Origin of the sequence: Mycobacterium sp. SMC-4 (assembly GCF_050205565.1) — a bacterium.
In the GTDB taxonomy this organism is placed as follows: Bacteria; Actinomycetota; Actinomycetes; order Mycobacteriales; family Mycobacteriaceae; genus Mycobacterium.
The window spans coordinates 82,200-98,279 of sequence record NZ_JBNMQU010000009.1 but is presented as its reverse complement, the minus strand read 5'-3'; the positions used below and the strand labels follow the sequence as shown (position 1 = coordinate 98,279).

Here is a 16,080-nt window from a genome sequence, read left to right as displayed (position 1 = left end):
AACAGCGGCTGCGCTGGCCCGACCGTGTCCGGATAGGGAATCATCGATACCATGACCGAAGCGCAGACCCGGACACAGGACTCGGAGGCCCAGGCCGACCCGATGCCCCCCGCTCCGGCCACCGCGGATTCGACGCCGGTCGCCCCGCCCGCGGCGACCGCGCCGACCGTCGAGAACCCCCTGCCCGACGACCGGTACCTCAACCGCGAACTGAGCTGGCTGGACTTCAACTCCCGCGTCCTGGCGCTGGCGGCCGACCCGTCGCTGCCGCTGCTGGAGCGCGCGAAGTTCCTGGCCATCTTCGCGTCCAACCTCGACGAGTTCTACATGGTCCGAGTCGCAGGTCTGAAGCGTCGCGACGAGATGGGCCTGTCGGTCCGTTCGGCCGACGGCCTCTCCCCCCGCGAGCAGCTGCGGCGGATCAGCGAACGCACCCAGCAGATCGCCAGCCGGCACGCGCAGGTGTTCCTCGACGCGGTGCGTCCCGCACTGGCCGAACACGGCATCGTGATCGTCACGTGGTCCGAACTCGACGACACCGAGCGCGCCCAGCTGTCGACCTACTTCCACGAACAGGTCTTCCCGGTCTTGACGCCGTTGGCCGTCGACCCGGCGCACCCCTTCCCGTTCGTCAGCGGTCTGAGCCTGAACCTGGCCATCACGGTCAAGCATCCCGACGACGGCGGACAGCACTTCGCTCGGATCAAAGTGCCCGACAACGTCGATCGGTTCGTCGAACTGCCGGGTCGGCCGGGAGCCGGCAACGAGGTGCGCTTCCTGCCGATGGAGGAACTGATCGCAGCCTTCCTGCCCGTGTTGTTCCCCGGCCTGGAAGTGGTCGAGCACCATGCATTTCGGATCACCCGCAACGCGGACTTCGAGGTCGAGGAAGACCGCGACGAAGACCTGCTGCAGGCACTCGAGCGCGAGCTCGCGCGACGCCGATTCGGGTCGCCGGTGCGCCTGGAGGTCTCCGACGACATGACCGAGGGCATGCTCGAGCTGCTGCTGCGTGAACTGGACGTGGCGCCCGGCGACGTCGTCGAAGTGCCTGGACTGCTGGATCTCTCGTCCCTGTGGCAGATCTACAGCGTGGACCGGCCGGCGCTGAAGGACCCGCCGTTCGTGCCGGCTACCCCGCCGGCGTTCGGCGAACGCGAGACTCCGAAGAGCATTTTCGCTGCGCTGCGCGACGGCGACGTACTGGTGCACCATCCCTACGATTCGTTCTCCACGACGGTGCAACGGTTCATCGAGCAGGCCGCGGCCGACCCGAATGTGTTGGCGATCAAGCAGACGCTGTACCGCACGTCGGGTGATTCGCCCATCGTCAACGCGCTGATCGACGCCGCCGAGGCCGGCAAGCAGGTCGTCGCTCTGGTGGAGATCAAGGCCAGGTTCGACGAGCAGGCCAACATCAAGTGGGCGCGGACCCTGGAACAGGCAGGCGTGCATGTGGTTTACGGCCTGATCGGGTTGAAGACACATTGCAAGACTTGTCTGGTGGTTCGGCGCGAAGGCTCGATGATCCGCCGCTACTGCCATGTCGGTACCGGTAACTACAACCCCAAGACCGCACGGCTCTACGAGGACATCGGCTTGCTGACCGCCGCCCCGGACATCGGCGCCGACCTCACCGATCTGTTCAACTCCCTGACCGGATACTCGCGCAAGGACTCCTACCGCAATCTGCTCGTCGCCCCGTACGGGGTCCGCAAGGGCATCATCGAGCGCATCGAGCGAGAGATCGCCGCCACTCGGGACGGCGCCGACGGCCGGATCCGCCTGAAGGCCAACGCATTGGTCGACGAGCAGGTCATCGATGCGCTCTACCGGGCCTCCCAGGCAGGAGTGCGCGTGGAGGTCGTGGTACGCGGTATCTGCGCCCTGCGCCCCGGTGTCTCGGACTATTCGGACAACATCACGGTGCGCTCGATCCTGGGTCGGTTCCTCGAGCACTCCCGGATCATCCACTTCCGCGCCATCGACGAATACTGGATCGGCAGCGCCGACATGATGCATCGCAACCTGGACCGTCGCGTGGAAGTCATGGCCCAGGTGAAGGATCGGCGGCTCGGTGCCCAGCTCGACGACATCTTCGAATCCGCCCTGGATCCCAGCACCCGCTGCTGGGAACTGGGTCCCGACGGGCACTGGACCGCCTCGCCGCAGGAGGGCCATACCGTGCGAGACCACCAGGTGTCGATGATGAAGCGGCACCGGCAGCCGTGAGCGCTGCGTGCGGCGTGACGAGATGTGAGGGTTGAGGTGTCCAAGAATCCTGGCGCAGGCGCGAAAACCGTACTCGCCGCAGGAGCAGTGCTCTGGCGTCCAGCGCAAGGCAGTGCTCCGCAGGGCGACGGGGAACTCGAGGTCGCGGTAATCCACCGCCCTCGCTATGACGACTGGTCCCTTCCCAAGGGAAAGGTCGATCCGGGTGAGACCGAACCGGTGACCGCAGTGCGCGAGATCGCCGAGGAGACCGGGGTTCACGCACGCCTGGGCCGACGGCTGACTTCGGTGAGCTACCCGGTCGAAGAGGGGGTGAAGAAAGTTCGGTACTGGGCGGCGAAGGCGGTCGGCGGGAACTTCACCGTCAACGACGAGGTCGACGAGCTCAAGTGGCTGCCGGTCCGCCAGGCCATGGACCAGCTCGAGTATCCGCAGGACCGCAAGGTGCTGCGGCGTTTCGCGAAGGTACCCGCCGACACCAAGACGGTGCTCGTCGTGCGCCACGCCACCGCGGGCAGCAAGTCCAGGTGGCACGGCGACGACCAAAAGCGCCCATTGGACAAACACGGTCGCGCCCAGTCCGAGGGACTGGTGTCACTGCTGTCGGCGTTCGGAGCGCACGACCTGTTCGCGGCCAGCCGGGTCCGCTGCCATCAGACGCTGGCGCCACTGGCCGAAGAACTCGACGCGACGATCCACGACGAGCCGACCTTCACCGAGGAGGCGTACGCCGACAAGCCCAAGGCGGCCCGTCACCGTCTGCTCGAGATCGCCGGCTCCGCCGAGACACCGGTCATCTGCACGCAGGGCAAAGTGATCCCCGATCTCATCGCGTGGTGGTGCGAGCGCGACGGTGTCCGACCGGATAAGTCACGAAACCGTAAGGGCAGCACCTGGGTGCTGTCGCTCGTCGACGGTCACCTGGTGGCCGCCGACCACCTCGAGAGTCCGTTGGCGCGCAAGTCCTGAAGCGCCGCGCTTCGGCCCGAAAACACCAAACACGCCGCAGGTCGTATGACCGGCGGCGTGTTCGGTGGAACTGAATTTACTTGCGACCGCGCTTGGCAGGAGCCTTCTTGGCGGCGGTCTTCTTGGCCGGAGCCTTCTTGGCTGCGGTCTTGGTGGCTGCCTTCTTGGCCGGAGCCTTCTTGGCTGCGGTCTTGGTCGCGGCCTTCTTGGCCGGAGCCTTCTTGGCTGCGGTCTTGGTCGCGGCCTTCTTCGCCGGAGCCTTCTTGGCCGGTGCAGCCTTCTTGGCGGCAGTCTTCTTGGCCGGTGCGGCCTTCTTGGCTGCGGTCTTCTTGGCGGCGGCCTTCTTGGCCGGAGACTTCTTGGCCGCCTTGCGCGCAGTGCTGCCGGCGGTGACGCCGCGCTTGACCGCGGGGCCCTCGGCCGGAAGCTTCTGGGCGCCGGACACAACAGCCTTGAACTGAGCGCCGGGTCGGAACGCCGGAACGGATGTCGGCTTCACCTTCACCGTCTCGCCGGTGCGCGGGTTGCGCGCGACACGGGCGGCACGACGACGCTGCTCGAAAACACCGAAGCCGGTGATGGTCACGCTGTCGCCCTTGTGCACAGCGCGCACGATGGTGTCGACGACGTTCTCCACCGCGGCAGTCGCCTGCCGACGATCCGAGCCCAATTTCTCCGTGAGTACGTCGATGAGCTCTGCTTTATTCATGCAAAACCTCCGGATAACAGTGGTCCTCCCTGGACCGACTAGTGGACACGGTAAACCCAATGGCTGTTGATTTCCAAGAGCCACGCGCAATTTCAAGCCACGTCAGCGAATCTTTTTCAATCCGCTTGCCGCGCAAACTGTCCTACCGGAGCCTGCCATAACGGGATCGCCGCCGGGCGATTTCGGTTCGCCCTACCCGTCCGGAGCCCTTTTCAGGCCGGGAGAGTGTGCGGTTTCCACGCCGGACGACGGGTCTCGAACTCTTCGATTTCAGCGGCTTTCCGCAGCGTAAGGCCTATATCGTCGAGACCTTCGAGCAATCGCCAGGCGGTGTAGTCGTCAATGTTGAACCGCACCATGATGGTTCCGGCCACAATTGTTCGATCTTGAAGATTCACAGTGATTTCCGCACCGGGGTGCTGCTCGATGTGCTTCCACAGGATTTCCACATCGTCTTGGCTGACTTCGGCGGCCAGCAGCCCCGCCTTGCCGGCGTTCCCCCGGAAGATGTCGGCGAACCGCGACGAGATGACGACCCGGAATCCGAAGTCCATGAGTGCCCAGACCGCGTGCTCGCGCGACGACCCGGTGCCGAAGTCAGGACCGGCCACCAACACCGAACCCCTGTCGAACGGCGGCTGATTCAGCACGAACTCCGGATCGTTGCGCCAAGCTGCGAACAGCCCGTCCTCGAATCCCGTTCGGGTCACCCGCTTCAGGTACACCGCGGGAATGATCTGGTCGGTGTCGACGTTGGACCGGCGCAGTGGTACGCCGATGCCGGTGTGAGTTGTGAAGGCTTCCATCGAATTCTCCTTGTCTGAGCGCTCAGCGGGTGGTCGCGGGCGCGAGATCGGCCGGGGAGGACAGCGTCCCCCGCACCGCGGTGGCCGCGGCAACTGCCGGCGATACCAGGTGAGTTCGGCCGCCTTTACCTTGGCGTCCCTCGAAATTGCGGTTCGACGTCGACGCGCAGCGTTCGCCCGGCGCCAGTTGGTCCGGGTTCATGCCCAGGCACATCGAACATCCGGCCTGACGCCATTCGGCTCCGGCGGCGACGAAGATCTCATCGAGTCCCTCGTCCTGCGCCTGCGCACGCACCCGCATCGAACCGGGCACGATCAGCATGCGGACGCCGTCGGCCACCTTGCGTCCGCGCAACACGTCGGCCACCACGCGCAGATCCTCGATCCGGCCGTTGGTGCACGACCCCACGAACACCGCGTCGACGGAGACATCGCGCATCGGGGTACCCGCGCGAAGCCCCATGTATGCCAATGCCTTTTCCGCGGCCTGCCGGTCGGCGTCATCCATCATTTCGGGGTCGGGGACCGCGTCCGCCAACGGCACGCCCTGGCCCGGGTTGGTCCCCCAGGTCACGAACGGGCTCAGTGTCGCCGCGTCGATGTAGACCTCGGCGTCGAATTCGGCGCCCTCGTCGGTGCGCAGCTTTCGCCACGCGGCGACGGCGTCGTCCCAGTCGGCGCCCTGCGGCGCGTGTGGGCGACCGCGCAGGAACTCGAAGGTGGTGTCGTCGGGGGCCACCATGCCGGCGCGGGCGCCGGCCTCGATGCTCATGTTGCAGATCGTCATCCGGCCCTCCATCGACAGCGCTTCGATGGCGCTGCCGCGGTATTCGATGACGTAGCCCTGTCCGCCGCCGGTGCCGATCTTGGCAATGACGGCCAGGATGATGTCCTTGGCGCTGACGCCCGGCGGCAGTTGACCGTCGACGTTGACCGCCATGGTCTTGAACGGCCGCAACGGAAGTGTCTGCGTGGCAAGCACATGCTCGACCTCGGACGTGCCGATGCCCATTGCCAACGCGCCGAATGCGCCGTGCGTGGAGGTGTGGCTGTCACCGCACACCACCGTCATGCCCGGCTGCGTGAGACCCAGTTGGGGACCGATGATGTGCACGATCCCCTGCTCGGCATCACCCATCGGATGAAGTCGGATGCCGAATTCTTCACAGTTTCGGCGAAGTGTCTCCACCTGGGTGCGCGAGACCGGGTCGGCGATCGGCTTGTCGATGTCGACGGTCGGGACGTTGTGGTCCTCGGTGGCGATGGTCAGATCCGGTCGGCGCACGGGCCGGCCCGCGAGTCGCAGTCCGTCGAACGCCTGCGGACTGGTGACCTCGTGCACGAGATGGAGATCGATGTAGATCAGATCCGGTTGGCGTGCGGCGCCTTCGCCCGTGCCGGGAACGACGACGTGATCGCTCCACACCTTTTCGGCCAGGGTGCGGGGCGTGGCTGCAGTAGTCATCTTGACGATCTCACAATCTGGGACGCTAGTATCTCTCTATGAGACAGGATAGCGGCATCGGCGTTCTGGACAAAGCCGTCGGCGTACTGCATGCAGTGGCCGAGTCTCCCTGCGGGTTGGCCGATCTCTGCGAACGCACCGATCTCCCCCGTGCAACCGCCCACCGACTGGCGGTGGGACTGGAAGTGCACCGGTTGCTCGCCCGCGACGCCGACGGCCAGTGGCGCCTCGGCCCCGCGGTCACCGAGTTGGCCGCCCATGTCCGCGATCCCCTCCTGGCCGCCGGCGCCGTCGTCCTCCCGCGGCTGCGTGAATTGACCGGAGAGAGCGTGCAGCTGTATCGCCGGGAGGGCACCTCGCGCGTCTGCGTCGCCGCGCTGGAACCGCCTGCCGGGCTGCGCGATACGGTGCCGGTCGGCACCCGGCTGCCCATGACGGCGGGCTCGGGCGCCAAGGTCCTGCTCGCGTACGCCGACAGCGTCACTCAGCAGGCGGTGCTTCCGACGGCCATGTTCACCGATCGGACGCTCGCCGAAGTCCGCAAGCGCGGGTGGGCACAGAGCGCGGCCGAGCGCGAGCCCGGGGTGGCCAGCGTGTCGGCTCCGGTGCGCGACGCCCGCGGCGCGGTGATCGCCGCCGTGTCGGTGTCCGGTCCCATCGACCGCATGGGCCGCCGACCGGGCGCACGATGGGCGGCCGACCTGGTGGCTGCCGCCGACGCGTTGACCCGCCGGCTGTGACCGATCGGCCCCCGCAAGAAAAGAGGCTCTGGACCTTGCGGTCCAGAGCCGATGCGTACCCCCGATGGGATTCGAACCCACGCTACCGCCGTGAGAGGGCGGCGTCCTAGGCCGCTAGACGACGGGGGCCAGAACTGTTCTTCGGTGGGTCAGCATAGCTCAGGTGTGAGTGCTGACCTAATCACCTCAGTCGCTGGGGTACCAGGACTCGAACCTAGAATGGCTGAACCAGAATCAGCTGTGTTGCCAATTACACCATACCCCAATAAGCACCTGTCACCGCTGGTCACAGGCCCTTTTTGGCCCGACGCCCCGCGGCTTGGCCGTGGTGCGCCCTTTTCTCGGGCCGACGAGCAGACTACCAAAGATTTCGGAGCGGTTTTTCACGCCTCCCCCGGCGCGGACGCCGCCGCATGGTCCCGGCCTGCTCGCAGTCGCTTCATGCTGCGCTCCCGACCGAGCAGCTCCATCGACTCGAACAGCGGCGGACTCACCGAGGATCCCGTCACGGCCACCCGGACCGGCCCGAACGCCTTGCGTGGTTTGAGCTCGAGACCGTCCACCAGCGCGGCTTTCAGAGCCTCCTCGAGATGTGCGGCATCCCACAGCTCGAGAGCCTCCACGGCGTCCAGCGCGGCCGTCAACACCGGCACCGCCGCGGCGCGCAGCTCCTTGCCCGCCGACTTCTCGTCGAGGGCGAATGCGTCGTCGTCAAGGAACTTGAGGAGATCCCATGCGTCACCGAGAACGACGATGCGGGTCTGCACCAGCCGGCAGGCCTCGGCGAATCCGGCCTCGTCGAGGCCGGTGTCGTGGCCGTGCGCGGCGAAGTAGCGGGACAGCCGGCGGCAGAACTCGTCCTCGCTGAGCAACCGGATGTGCTCGGCGTTGAGCGCATCGGCCTTCTTCTGGTCGAAACGCGCCGGATTGGAGTTGACGTCGGAGACATCGAACGCGGCGACCATCTCCTCGACGCTGAACACGTCACGGTCGTCGGCGATGGACCAGCCCAGCAGCGCGAGATAGTTCAGCAGCCCTTCGGGAAGGAAGCCGCGGTCGCGGTGCAGGAACAGGTTGGACTGCGGATCCCGTTTCGACAGCTTCTTGTTGCCGTCCCCGAGCACCGACGGCAGGTGCGCGAACCGAGGGGTGGCCTCGGCGACACCGATGCGGGTCAGCGCGGCGTACAACGCCAACTGGCGTGGCGTGGAAGGCAAGAGGTCTTCGCCACGCAACACGTGTGTGATCTTCATCATCGCGTCGTCGACCGGATTGACCAGCGTGTAGAGCGGCTCCCCCGTCCCGCGGGTCAGCGCGAAGTCCGGGATCGAGCCGGCCGGGAAGGTCGTGGTGCCGCGGACGAGGTCGTCCCATGTCATCTCCGTGTCCGGCATCCGCAGCCGCACCACCGGTGCACGCCCCTGCGCACGGAACTCAGCACGCTGCTCGTCGGTCAGGTCGCGGTCGAAATTGTCGTAGCCCAGCTTGGGATTACGGCCGGCCGCCAGGTGTCGGGCCTCGACCTCCTCGGCCGTCGAGAACGCCTCGTAGGCCTCTCCGGCCTCCAGCAGACGGTTGATCACGTCGGTGTAGAGGTCGCGACGTTGCGACTGGCGGTAGGGACCGTAGGGGCCGCCGACCTCGGGTCCCTCGTCCCAGTCCAGACCGAGCCACCGAAGTGCGTCCAGCAGCGCCAGATAGCTCTCCTCGCTGTCGCGCTGGGCGTCGGTGTCCTCGATCCGGAACACGAAGGCACCACCGGTGTGCCGCGCGTAGGCCCAGTTGAACAGCGCGGTCCGGATCAGCCCGACATGCGGGACGCCGGTCGGCGATGGACAGAATCTCACCCGTACGGTCACGATTTTCCTTTGCGTACAACAGGATTGGTCAGGGTTCCGATGCCCTCGACAGTGATGCTGACTTCATCTCCGTGTTCGAGTGGCCCGACCCCTTCGGGCGTTCCGGTCAGGATCAGATCACCCGGCAGCAGCGTCATCACCGCCGACACCCACTCGATGATCGCGCCGATGTCGTGGATCATCAACGACGTTCGACTGCGTTGCTTGACCTCGCCGTTGACCTCGGTGCGGATCTCCAGGTCGTCGGGGTCGATGTCGGTGACGATCCAGGGACCGACCGGGCAGAACGTGTCGTGTCCCTTCGCACGCATCCACTGCCCGTCCTTGCGCTGCTGGTCACGCGCGGACACGTCGTTGGCGATCGTGTAGCCGAGGATGTTCTCGGCCGCCCGCGCGGCCGGTACGTCCTTGCACGGCCGCCCGATCACGGCCGCCAGTTCACCCTCGAAGTGCACCGGGTCGGCGTCGGCGGGCAGTTGGATCGCGGTGTTGGGCCCGATGATCGCGGTGTTGGGTTTGAGGAAGATGATCGGATCCTCGAAGGTGCCACCGCCCATCTCCTCGATGTGCGCCGCGTAGTTCTTGCCCATGCACACGACCTTGCTGGCCAGAATCGGCGCGAGCAGCCGAACGTCGGCCAACGGCCACTGGCGGCCGGTGAACGTCGGCGTGCCGAAGGGATGTTCGGCGATCTCCCGCGCGATCGCCTGGGTGGGATCGTCGGGCGGACCCTCGATGGAGACGAAGGCGACCCCGTCGGGGCTGGCTATTCGACCGAGACGCATGCATTCAGCCTAATGCTCGCGTCACCGCTGCCCGCGCGCGTGGCAGCCCCGCTGCCCATGTCTCGAATGTTGAGATCGATATTCAGCATTCTGAGACGGCTGTGAAACGATGGCCAGATGTCCACCCAGTCCATCAGTTCGTTGCGGCGGTGGTCGATGCTGGTGGTGGGACTCTTGGCGACGCTGTGCGCCAACGTGTTCATCAACGGTGTGGCATTCCTGATCCCGACGCTGCACGACGAACGCGGACTGGATCTCGCGGCGGCGGGTCTGGTGTCGTCGCTGCCGAGTCTCGGCATGGTCGTGACGTTGATCGCGTGGGGTTACGTCGTGGACCTGGTCGGGGAACGCATCGTGCTGACCGTGGGATCGAGCCTGACCGCCGCGGCCGGATTCGGTGCGGCCGCGGCCGATTCGTTGCTCACGATCGGTGTGTTCCTGTTTCTCGGCGGCATGGCCGCGGCCAGCAGCAACACCGCCAGCGCACGACTGGTGGTGGGGTGGTTCGACGCGCAGCGACGCGGACTGGTGATGGGTATCCGTCAGACCGCGCAGCCGCTGGGCGTGGGCGTCGGCGCGCTCGTGATCCCCCGCCTGGCCGAGCACTCCGGAGTCGGTGCGGCACTGCTGTTTCCTGCCGTGGTGTGTGCGGTCGCGGCGGTGCTGTGCGCGGTCCTGGTGATCGACCCGCCCAGGCCGCCGCGCGCCGAGGCCGCCCGGGACGACCTGGCCAACCCCTACCGCGGCTCCTCGCTGCTGTGGCGGGTCCACGTCACCTCGGTCCTGCTGGTCGTCCCGCAGGTGTTGATCTGGACGTTCACGCTGGTGTGGTTGATCGCCGACCGCGGATGGTCGCCGGAGTCGGCCGGCGTGCTGGTGATGGTTGCCCAGTTCCTCGGCGCGGGCGGCCGGATCGCCGCGGGCCGGTGGTCCGACGCGGTGCTGCGCCGGTCCGGTGACGTGCTGGATTCCCGGCTGCGACCGATCCGGCTCATCGCGGCCGCTGCTGCGGTGTCGATGGCCTTACTGGCGCTGACCGACTGGCTGAACTCACCGGTGAGCGTGGCGGTGATGATGGTCGCCTCGGTGGTCACCGTGTCCGACAACGGTTTGGCGTTCACCGCGATCGCCGAGTTCGCCGGACCGTTCTGGAGCGGCCGCGCCCTGGGCACCCAGAACACCAGCCAGCTGCTCACCCAGGGGATCGCGCCGCCATTGTTCGGCGGGCTGATCGGAATCGCCGGATTCCCGGTGACTTTCGCGGTGTGCGCACTGTTCCCGTTGCTCGCGATCCCGGCGGTGCCGGTGCGGCGACGCTGAGCCGTCTACAGCCTGCTCAGGATCCGCTCGCCGATCTGCACGGTGGTCATCTTCTCCTCGCCGCGGGTGGCCAGGTGCTCGGCGACGGCCGCGTCGACGCGGTTGGCCTTGTCGATCTCACCGAGGTGGGACAACAACAGCGACACCGACATCACCGCGGCGGTCGGGTCGGCGATGCCCTGTCCGGCGATGTCGGGCGCGCTGCCGTGCACCGGTTCGAACATCGACGGATTGGTCAGAGTGGCATCGATGTTGCCGCTCGCGGCCAGCCCGATCCCGCCGCAGACGGCAGCGGCCAGGTCGGTGATGATGTCGCCGAACAGGTTGTCGGTGACGATGACGTCGAACCGGCCCGGGTCGGTGACCATGTGGATGGTCGCGGCATCGACGTGCTGGTAGGCGATCTCGACGTCGGGGTATTCCGCGGCGACCGACTGCACCGTGCGCCACCACAGCGACCCGGCGTAGGTCAGCACGTTGTTCTTGTGCACCAGCGTCAGGTGCTTGCGTCGCTGCATCGCACGGCCGAACGCGTCCTGGACGACGCGACGCACCCCGTATGCGGTGTTGACGCTGACCTCGGTGGCGACCTCGTGCGGAGTGTCGATGCGGATGGCGCCGCCGTTGCCGGTGTACGGCCCCTCGGTGCCCTCACGCACCACCACGAAGTCGATCTCGGGGTTGCCCGCCAACGGGCTGGCCACGCCGGGATAGAGCCGGCCGGGCCGCAGGTTGACGTGGTGGTCCAGTTCGAACCGGATGCGCAGCAGCAGACCGCGTTCCAGCACGCCGCTGGGCACCGAGGGGTCACCGATCGCGCCGAGCAGGATCGCGTTGTGGCCCTTCAGTTCCTCGAGAACCGACTCGGGCAGCACCTCGCCGGTGCGGTGGTACTGCCGGGCGCCCAGTTCGTATTCGGTCTTCTCCACCCCGGGCAGCACGGCGTCGAGCACCTTGAGTGCCTCACCGATGACCTCGGGACCGATGCCGTCTCCGGCGATGACCGCCAGCTTCAGGTTCTGCGTCATGACAGATCAACCACTTCCAGCGTCACGGCGTCGACATCGCGGCCGATGGTGGCCAGCACGTCGGCGGGTACCTCACGGTCGATGCGCAACATGATGGTCGCACCCTGGCCGTCGGCGTCCTGACTCAACTGCGCGGCAAGGATGTTCACACCGGCGCCCCCGAGCAGCGTGCCGATCTTGCCCAGCGCACCCGGCTGGTCTTCGTAATTGATGATCAGGTTCACCCCCTCGGCACGCAGGTCGAAGTTGCGGCCGTTGATCTGGACCACCTTCTCGACCAGCTGCGGACCCGAGAGGGTCCCGGCGACGTTGACCGCGCTGCCGTCGGCCCCGACCGCGCGCACGTCGACCACGCTGCGGTGGTTCGGGCTTTCCGTGGCCGTGGTGATCGACGCCTCCACGCCCCGTTCCGCGGCGATCGCCGGCGCGTTGACGAACGTGACCGGGTTCTCGATGACCGCGGAGAACAGTCCACGCAACGCCGAGAGCTTCAGGATCTCGACGTCCTCGGAGGCCAGTTCGCCACACACGCGCACCGACAGGGACACCGGCGCCTCGTTGGCCAGCACACCGGCCAGCAGGCCCAGCTTGCGGACCAGGTCCAGCCACGGCGCGACCTCCTCGCCGACGACGCCGCCGCCGACGTTGACCGCATCCGGCACGAACTCACCGGCCAGCGCGAGTTTGACGCTGGCCGCGACGTCGGTGCCCGCACGGTCCTGCGCTTCGGCGGTCGAGGCGCCCAGGTGCGGGGTCACCACGACCTGCGGAAGGTCGAACAGCGGGCTGTCGGTGCACGGCTCGGTCGCGAACACGTCAAGGCCGGCGCCGCGGACGTGCCCGCTGTTGATCGCGTCGGCCAGCGCCTGCTCGTCGATCAGCCCGCCGCGCGCGGCGTTGACGATGATCACGCCGGGTTTGGTCTTGGCCAGCGCGTCCTTGCCGATGAGGCCGGCGGTCTCCTTGGTCTTCGGCAGGTGCACCGAGATGAAGTCCGCACGGGCCAGCAGGTCGTCCAGGGAGAGCAGCTCGATGCCCAGTTGCGCGGCGCGGGCGTGGGACACATACGGGTCGTAGGCGGTGACGTGGGCGCCGAAGGCGGCCAGGCGCTGGGCTACCAGCTGGCCGATGCGGCCCAGCCCGACCACCCCGACGGTCTTGCCGAAGATCTCGGTGCCCGAGAACGAGGACCGCTTCCAGGTGCGCTCACGCAGCGTCGCGTCGGCGGCAGGGATCTGTCGCGCCGCGGCCAACAACAACGCGAGCGCATGCTCGGCGGCGCTGTGGATGTTCGAGGTGGGCGCATTGACCACCAGGACGCCACGTTCGGTGGCGGCGTCCACGTCGACGTTGTCGAGGCCGACGCCGGCGCGCGCGACGATCTTGAGTTTCGGTGCCGCGGCCAGGACCTCGGCGTCCACCGTGGTGGCCGAACGCACCAGCAGCGCGTCGGCGTCGGCTACCGCGGCCAGCAGCTTCTCCCGGTCGGGGCCGTCAACCCAGCGGACTTCGACCTGGTCCCCCAGGGCCTCGACCGTGGATTGGGCCAGCTTGTCGGCGATCAATACAACAGGCAGACTCACCCGCCCAGCCTAAAGGGCGGTACTTTCGACGGTGAGCGGGCGGTACGACCTTTGCAACCGAGGGCAGGGAGACCAACCAACCATGGATGTCGACGTCACCGTCGTCGGGAGCGGTCCCAACGGTTTGGCCGCCGCGGTGGTCTGTGCACGAGCAGGTCTTTCGGTGCGTGTGCTGGAGGCGCAGCCCACCCTCGGTGGGGGCGCCCGCACTCTGCCCGACCCGGAATTCGACGGGGTGGCCCACGACGTCTGTTCGGCAGTGCATCCGCTCGGTCTGGCCTCGCCGTTCTTCGCCGCCTTCGATCTGCAGGCGCGCGGGGTGACGCTGCACGTGCCCGAGGTGTCCTACGCCAATCCGCTGGCGGGCCGTCCGGCGGCCGTCGCCTACCGGGATCTGGGCCGCACGTGCGCCGAACTCGACGACGGCGCCTCGTGGCGCCGGCTGCTCGGGCCGCTGAGCGAAAACGCCGACGGTGTCGTCGGATTGATCCTCGGCGACAAGCGGTCGATCCCGCCGAGCATCACCGCGGCGCTGCAATTCGGGCCCCGGTTGCTGATCCAGGGCAGCCCGGCGTGGAACACGCTGGCCGGTGAAGACGCCCGCGCACTGTTCAGTGGCGTTGCAGCGCATGCCATTTCACGTATGCCGTCGCTGGTGACCGCCGGCGCCGGGCTCATGCTGGCCTCCTTGGCCCATGCCGCGGGGTGGCCGATACCGGCGGGCGGTTCGCAAGCCATCCCCGAAGCGTTGGCCGCCGATCTGCGCGCCCACGGCGGCGAGGTCGTCGTCGGCGAGGAGGTCACCAGCCCTCCGGGGGGAGTGGTGCTCTACGACACCGCGCCCACCGCGCTGCTGCGCATCTACGGCGACGACGTCCCGGCGGGGTACGCGAAAACGCTGCGCCGCTACCGCTACGGACCCGGCGTCGCCAAGGTCGACTTCGTGCTGTCCGGCGAAATTCCTTGGCGTGACCCACGATTGGCGCAGGCGCCGACCCTGCACCTGGGTGGGGACCGGGCCAACATGGCCGTCGCGGAACGCGAGATCGACAGCGGCCGCCACGCTGAGTGGCCGATGATCCTGGCCGCGCTGCCACACCTGGTCGACCCCACCCGGATCGACGCGCAGGGGCGTCGGCCGTTGTGGACCTACGCGCACGTGCCCGCCGGGTCCACCGTCGATGCAGCCGAGACCATCACCGGTGTGATCGAGCGGTTCGCCCCGGGGTTCCGCGACCTGGTGGTGGCGGTGCGCAGCGTGCCCGCAGCCGACTTGTCCGACCACAACGCCAATCTGGTGGGCGGCGACATCGGGGTGGGCGGCGCGAACATGTTCAGCGCGTTCACCGGCCCGGCGCTGCGGTGGAATCCGTGGTCGACGCCCATCGACAAGGCGTACCTGTGTTCGTCAGCGGTGCCGCCCGGCAGCGGAGTGCACGGCATGGCCGGCTATTTCGCGGCGCGCACGGTGCTGCACCGCGAGTTCGGCATCAAACAGATGCCTGCTCTCGCTCCCTGACGGTCCCCCGGAATCGGAGGTACCGCCCGCGTGCGGGCGGCACCTCGATTCCGCGACTGGGGGTCAGGCGGTTTCGGTGATCGGGCGATCCACCCAGCTCATCAGGTCGCGCAGCTTCTTGCCAGTGACCTCGATCGGGTGCTCGGCGTTGCGCTTACGCAGATCCTCGAGCTCCTTGTTGCCACCCTCGACGTTGGCGACCAGCCGCTTGACGAAGGTGCCGTCCTGGATGTCCTTGAGGATGGCGCGCATCCGGTCCTTGGTGCCCTCGTCGATGACGCGCGGGCCCGACAGGTAACCGCCGAACTCCGCGGTGTCGGACACCGAGTAGTTCATCCGCGCGATGCCGCCCTCGTACATCAGGTCGACGATGAGCTTGAGCTCGTGCAGCACCTCGAAGTACGCCATCTCGGGCGCGTAGCCGGCCTCGACCATGATGTCGAATCCCGCCTTGACCAGTTCCTCGGTGCCGCCGCACAACACGGCCTGCTCACCGAACAGGTCGGTCTCGGTCTCTTCCTTGAAGTCGGTCTTGATGACGCCGGCACGCGCGCCACCGATGGCGGCGGCGTAGGACAGCGCCAGGGCCTGACCCTCACCCTTGGGGTCCTGGTGCACGGCGATCAGGCAGGGCACGCCCTTGCCGTCGACGAACTGACGGCGCACGAGATGGCCCGGGCCCTTGGGGGCGACCATGCCGACAGTCACGTTGGCCGGCGGCTTGATGAGCCCGAAGTGGATGTTCAGGCCGTGGCCGAAGAACAGCGCGTTGCCGTCGGTGAGGTTGGGCTCGATGTCGTTGGTGAAGATCTCGGCCTGCGCGGTGTCGGGCGCCAGCAGCATGATGACGTCGGCCCACTTGGCCACCTCGGCCGGGGTGTCGACCTCCAGACCCTGCTCGGTGACCTTCTCGCGGGACTTGGAGCCCTCCTTGAGACCGACCTTCACCTGCACACCGGAGTCGCGCAGGCTCAGCGAGTGCGCGTGGCCCTGGCTGCCGTAGCCGATGACGGCGACCTTGCGACCCTGGATGATCGACAGGTCCGCGTCGTCGTCATAGAACAT

The 16,080-nt window shown here is 67.4% G+C and carries 13 protein-coding genes and 2 tRNA genes; 5 read left to right on the top strand and 10 right to left on the bottom strand.

The genetic code is table 11. The features are described from left to right. Positions 1–51: 51 nt before the first annotated feature. A complete protein-coding gene (locus tag ACQI46_RS16890; protein ID WP_427095173.1) occupies positions 52–2,232 on the top strand; it encodes an RNA degradosome polyphosphate kinase in 2,181 nt (726 codons plus the stop codon). A 24-nt stretch (positions 2,233–2,256) separates the two neighbouring features. Further along, positions 2,257–3,201, top strand: a complete 945-nt coding sequence (locus ACQI46_RS16885; protein ID WP_427095172.1) for an NUDIX hydrolase — start codon at positions 2,257–2,259, stop codon at positions 3,199–3,201. Positions 3,202–3,277: 76 nt separating this feature from the next. Here the strand turns inward: ACQI46_RS16885 and ACQI46_RS16880 are convergent, their stop codons facing one another. From ACQI46_RS16880 to leuC, 3 genes are all read right to left on the bottom strand, one after another. Next, positions 3,278–3,910, bottom strand: a complete 633-nt coding sequence (locus ACQI46_RS16880; RefSeq protein WP_427095171.1) for an HU family DNA-binding protein — start codon at positions 3,908–3,910, stop codon at positions 3,278–3,280. A gap of 212 nt (positions 3,911–4,122) precedes the next feature. Beyond that, a complete protein-coding gene (leuD, locus tag ACQI46_RS16875; protein ID WP_427095170.1) occupies positions 4,123–4,716 on the bottom strand; it encodes a 3-isopropylmalate dehydratase small subunit in 594 nt (197 codons plus the stop codon). Between the two features lie 22 nt (positions 4,717–4,738). Beyond that, the gene (gene leuC / locus ACQI46_RS16870) at positions 4,739–6,181 is read right to left on the bottom strand and encodes a 3-isopropylmalate dehydratase large subunit (RefSeq protein ID WP_427095169.1); all 1,443 of its coding nucleotides are present in this window, start codon (positions 6,179–6,181) and stop codon (positions 4,739–4,741) included. 38 nt (positions 6,182–6,219) lie between these two features. Between leuC and ACQI46_RS16865 the strand changes: the two genes are divergently transcribed. Then, entirely contained in the window at positions 6,220–6,921 is a 702-nt protein-coding gene (locus ACQI46_RS16865) for an IclR family transcriptional regulator (RefSeq protein WP_427095168.1), read from the top strand. A 56-nt stretch (positions 6,922–6,977) separates the two neighbouring features. Here ACQI46_RS16865 and ACQI46_RS16860 read toward each other — a convergent pair. From ACQI46_RS16860 to ACQI46_RS16845, 4 genes are all read right to left on the bottom strand, one after another. Continuing rightward, positions 6,978–7,050 (bottom strand) — tRNA-Glu (locus tag ACQI46_RS16860). A gap of 64 nt (positions 7,051–7,114) precedes the next feature. Further along, positions 7,115–7,186, bottom strand: a tRNA-Gln gene (locus ACQI46_RS16855). Positions 7,187–7,304: 118 nt separating this feature from the next. Further along, positions 7,305–8,780, bottom strand: coding sequence for a glutamate--tRNA ligase (gltX, locus tag ACQI46_RS16850; protein WP_427095167.1), 1,476 nt, complete (start codon positions 8,778–8,780; stop codon positions 7,305–7,307). Next, entirely contained in the window at positions 8,777–9,565 is a 789-nt protein-coding gene (locus ACQI46_RS16845; RefSeq protein ID WP_427095166.1) for a fumarylacetoacetate hydrolase family protein, read from the bottom strand. Before ACQI46_RS16845 ends, gltX begins: the two co-directional genes overlap by 4 nt. A 117-nt stretch (positions 9,566–9,682) precedes the next feature. On the opposite strand from ACQI46_RS16845, the gene ACQI46_RS16840 reads away from it, so the two are divergent. Beyond that, positions 9,683–10,885, top strand: coding sequence for an MFS transporter (locus ACQI46_RS16840; protein WP_427095165.1), 1,203 nt, complete (start codon positions 9,683–9,685; stop codon positions 10,883–10,885). 5 nt (positions 10,886–10,890) lie between these two features. Here ACQI46_RS16840 and ACQI46_RS16835 read toward each other — a convergent pair whose 3' ends face one another. Then, positions 10,891–11,901, bottom strand: coding sequence for a 3-isopropylmalate dehydrogenase (locus ACQI46_RS16835; RefSeq protein WP_427095333.1), 1,011 nt, complete (start codon positions 11,899–11,901; stop codon positions 10,891–10,893). A gap of 8 nt (positions 11,902–11,909) precedes the next feature. After that, entirely contained in the window at positions 11,910–13,496 is a 1,587-nt protein-coding gene (serA, locus tag ACQI46_RS16830; protein ID WP_427095164.1) for a phosphoglycerate dehydrogenase, read from the bottom strand. Positions 13,497–13,578: 82 nt separating this feature from the next. Here serA and ACQI46_RS16825 point away from each other — a divergent pair, with 82 nt between their 5' ends. Beyond that, a complete protein-coding gene (locus ACQI46_RS16825) occupies positions 13,579–15,015 on the top strand; it encodes a phytoene desaturase family protein (RefSeq protein ID WP_427095163.1) in 1,437 nt (478 codons plus the stop codon). Positions 15,016–15,078: 63 nt separating this feature from the next. Here ACQI46_RS16825 and ilvC read toward each other — a convergent pair whose 3' ends face one another. Next, positions 15,079–16,080 carry a ketol-acid reductoisomerase gene (gene ilvC, locus ACQI46_RS16820; protein WP_427095332.1) on the bottom strand — a complete coding sequence of 334 codons (1,002 nt, stop codon included), beginning with the start codon at positions 16,078–16,080 and terminating at the stop codon, positions 15,079–15,081.

Bases quoted from the DNA above. Each gene is read 5' to 3' on its own strand.
- ilvC (WP_427095332.1), bottom strand. From the start codon at position 16,080: ATGTTCTATGACGACGACGCGGACCTGTCGATCATCCAGGGTCGCAAG.
- leuC (WP_427095169.1), bottom strand. From the start codon at position 6,181: ATGACTACTGCAGCCACGCCCCGCACCCTGGCCGAAAAGGTGTGGAGC.
- ACQI46_RS16890 (WP_427095173.1), top strand. From the start codon at position 52: ATGACCGAAGCGCAGACCCGGACACAGGACTCGGAGGCCCAGGCCGAC.
- ACQI46_RS16845 (WP_427095166.1), bottom strand. From the start codon at position 9,565: ATGCGTCTCGGTCGAATAGCCAGCCCCGACGGGGTCGCCTTCGTCTCC.
- leuD (WP_427095170.1), bottom strand. From the start codon at position 4,716: ATGGAAGCCTTCACAACTCACACCGGCATCGGCGTACCACTGCGCCGG.
- ACQI46_RS16865 (WP_427095168.1), top strand. From the start codon at position 6,220: ATGAGACAGGATAGCGGCATCGGCGTTCTGGACAAAGCCGTCGGCGTA.
- ACQI46_RS16880 (WP_427095171.1), bottom strand. From the start codon at position 3,910: ATGAATAAAGCAGAGCTCATCGACGTACTCACGGAGAAATTGGGCTCG.
- ACQI46_RS16825 (WP_427095163.1), top strand. From the start codon at position 13,579: ATGGATGTCGACGTCACCGTCGTCGGGAGCGGTCCCAACGGTTTGGCC.
- ACQI46_RS16840 (WP_427095165.1), top strand. From the start codon at position 9,683: ATGTCCACCCAGTCCATCAGTTCGTTGCGGCGGTGGTCGATGCTGGTG.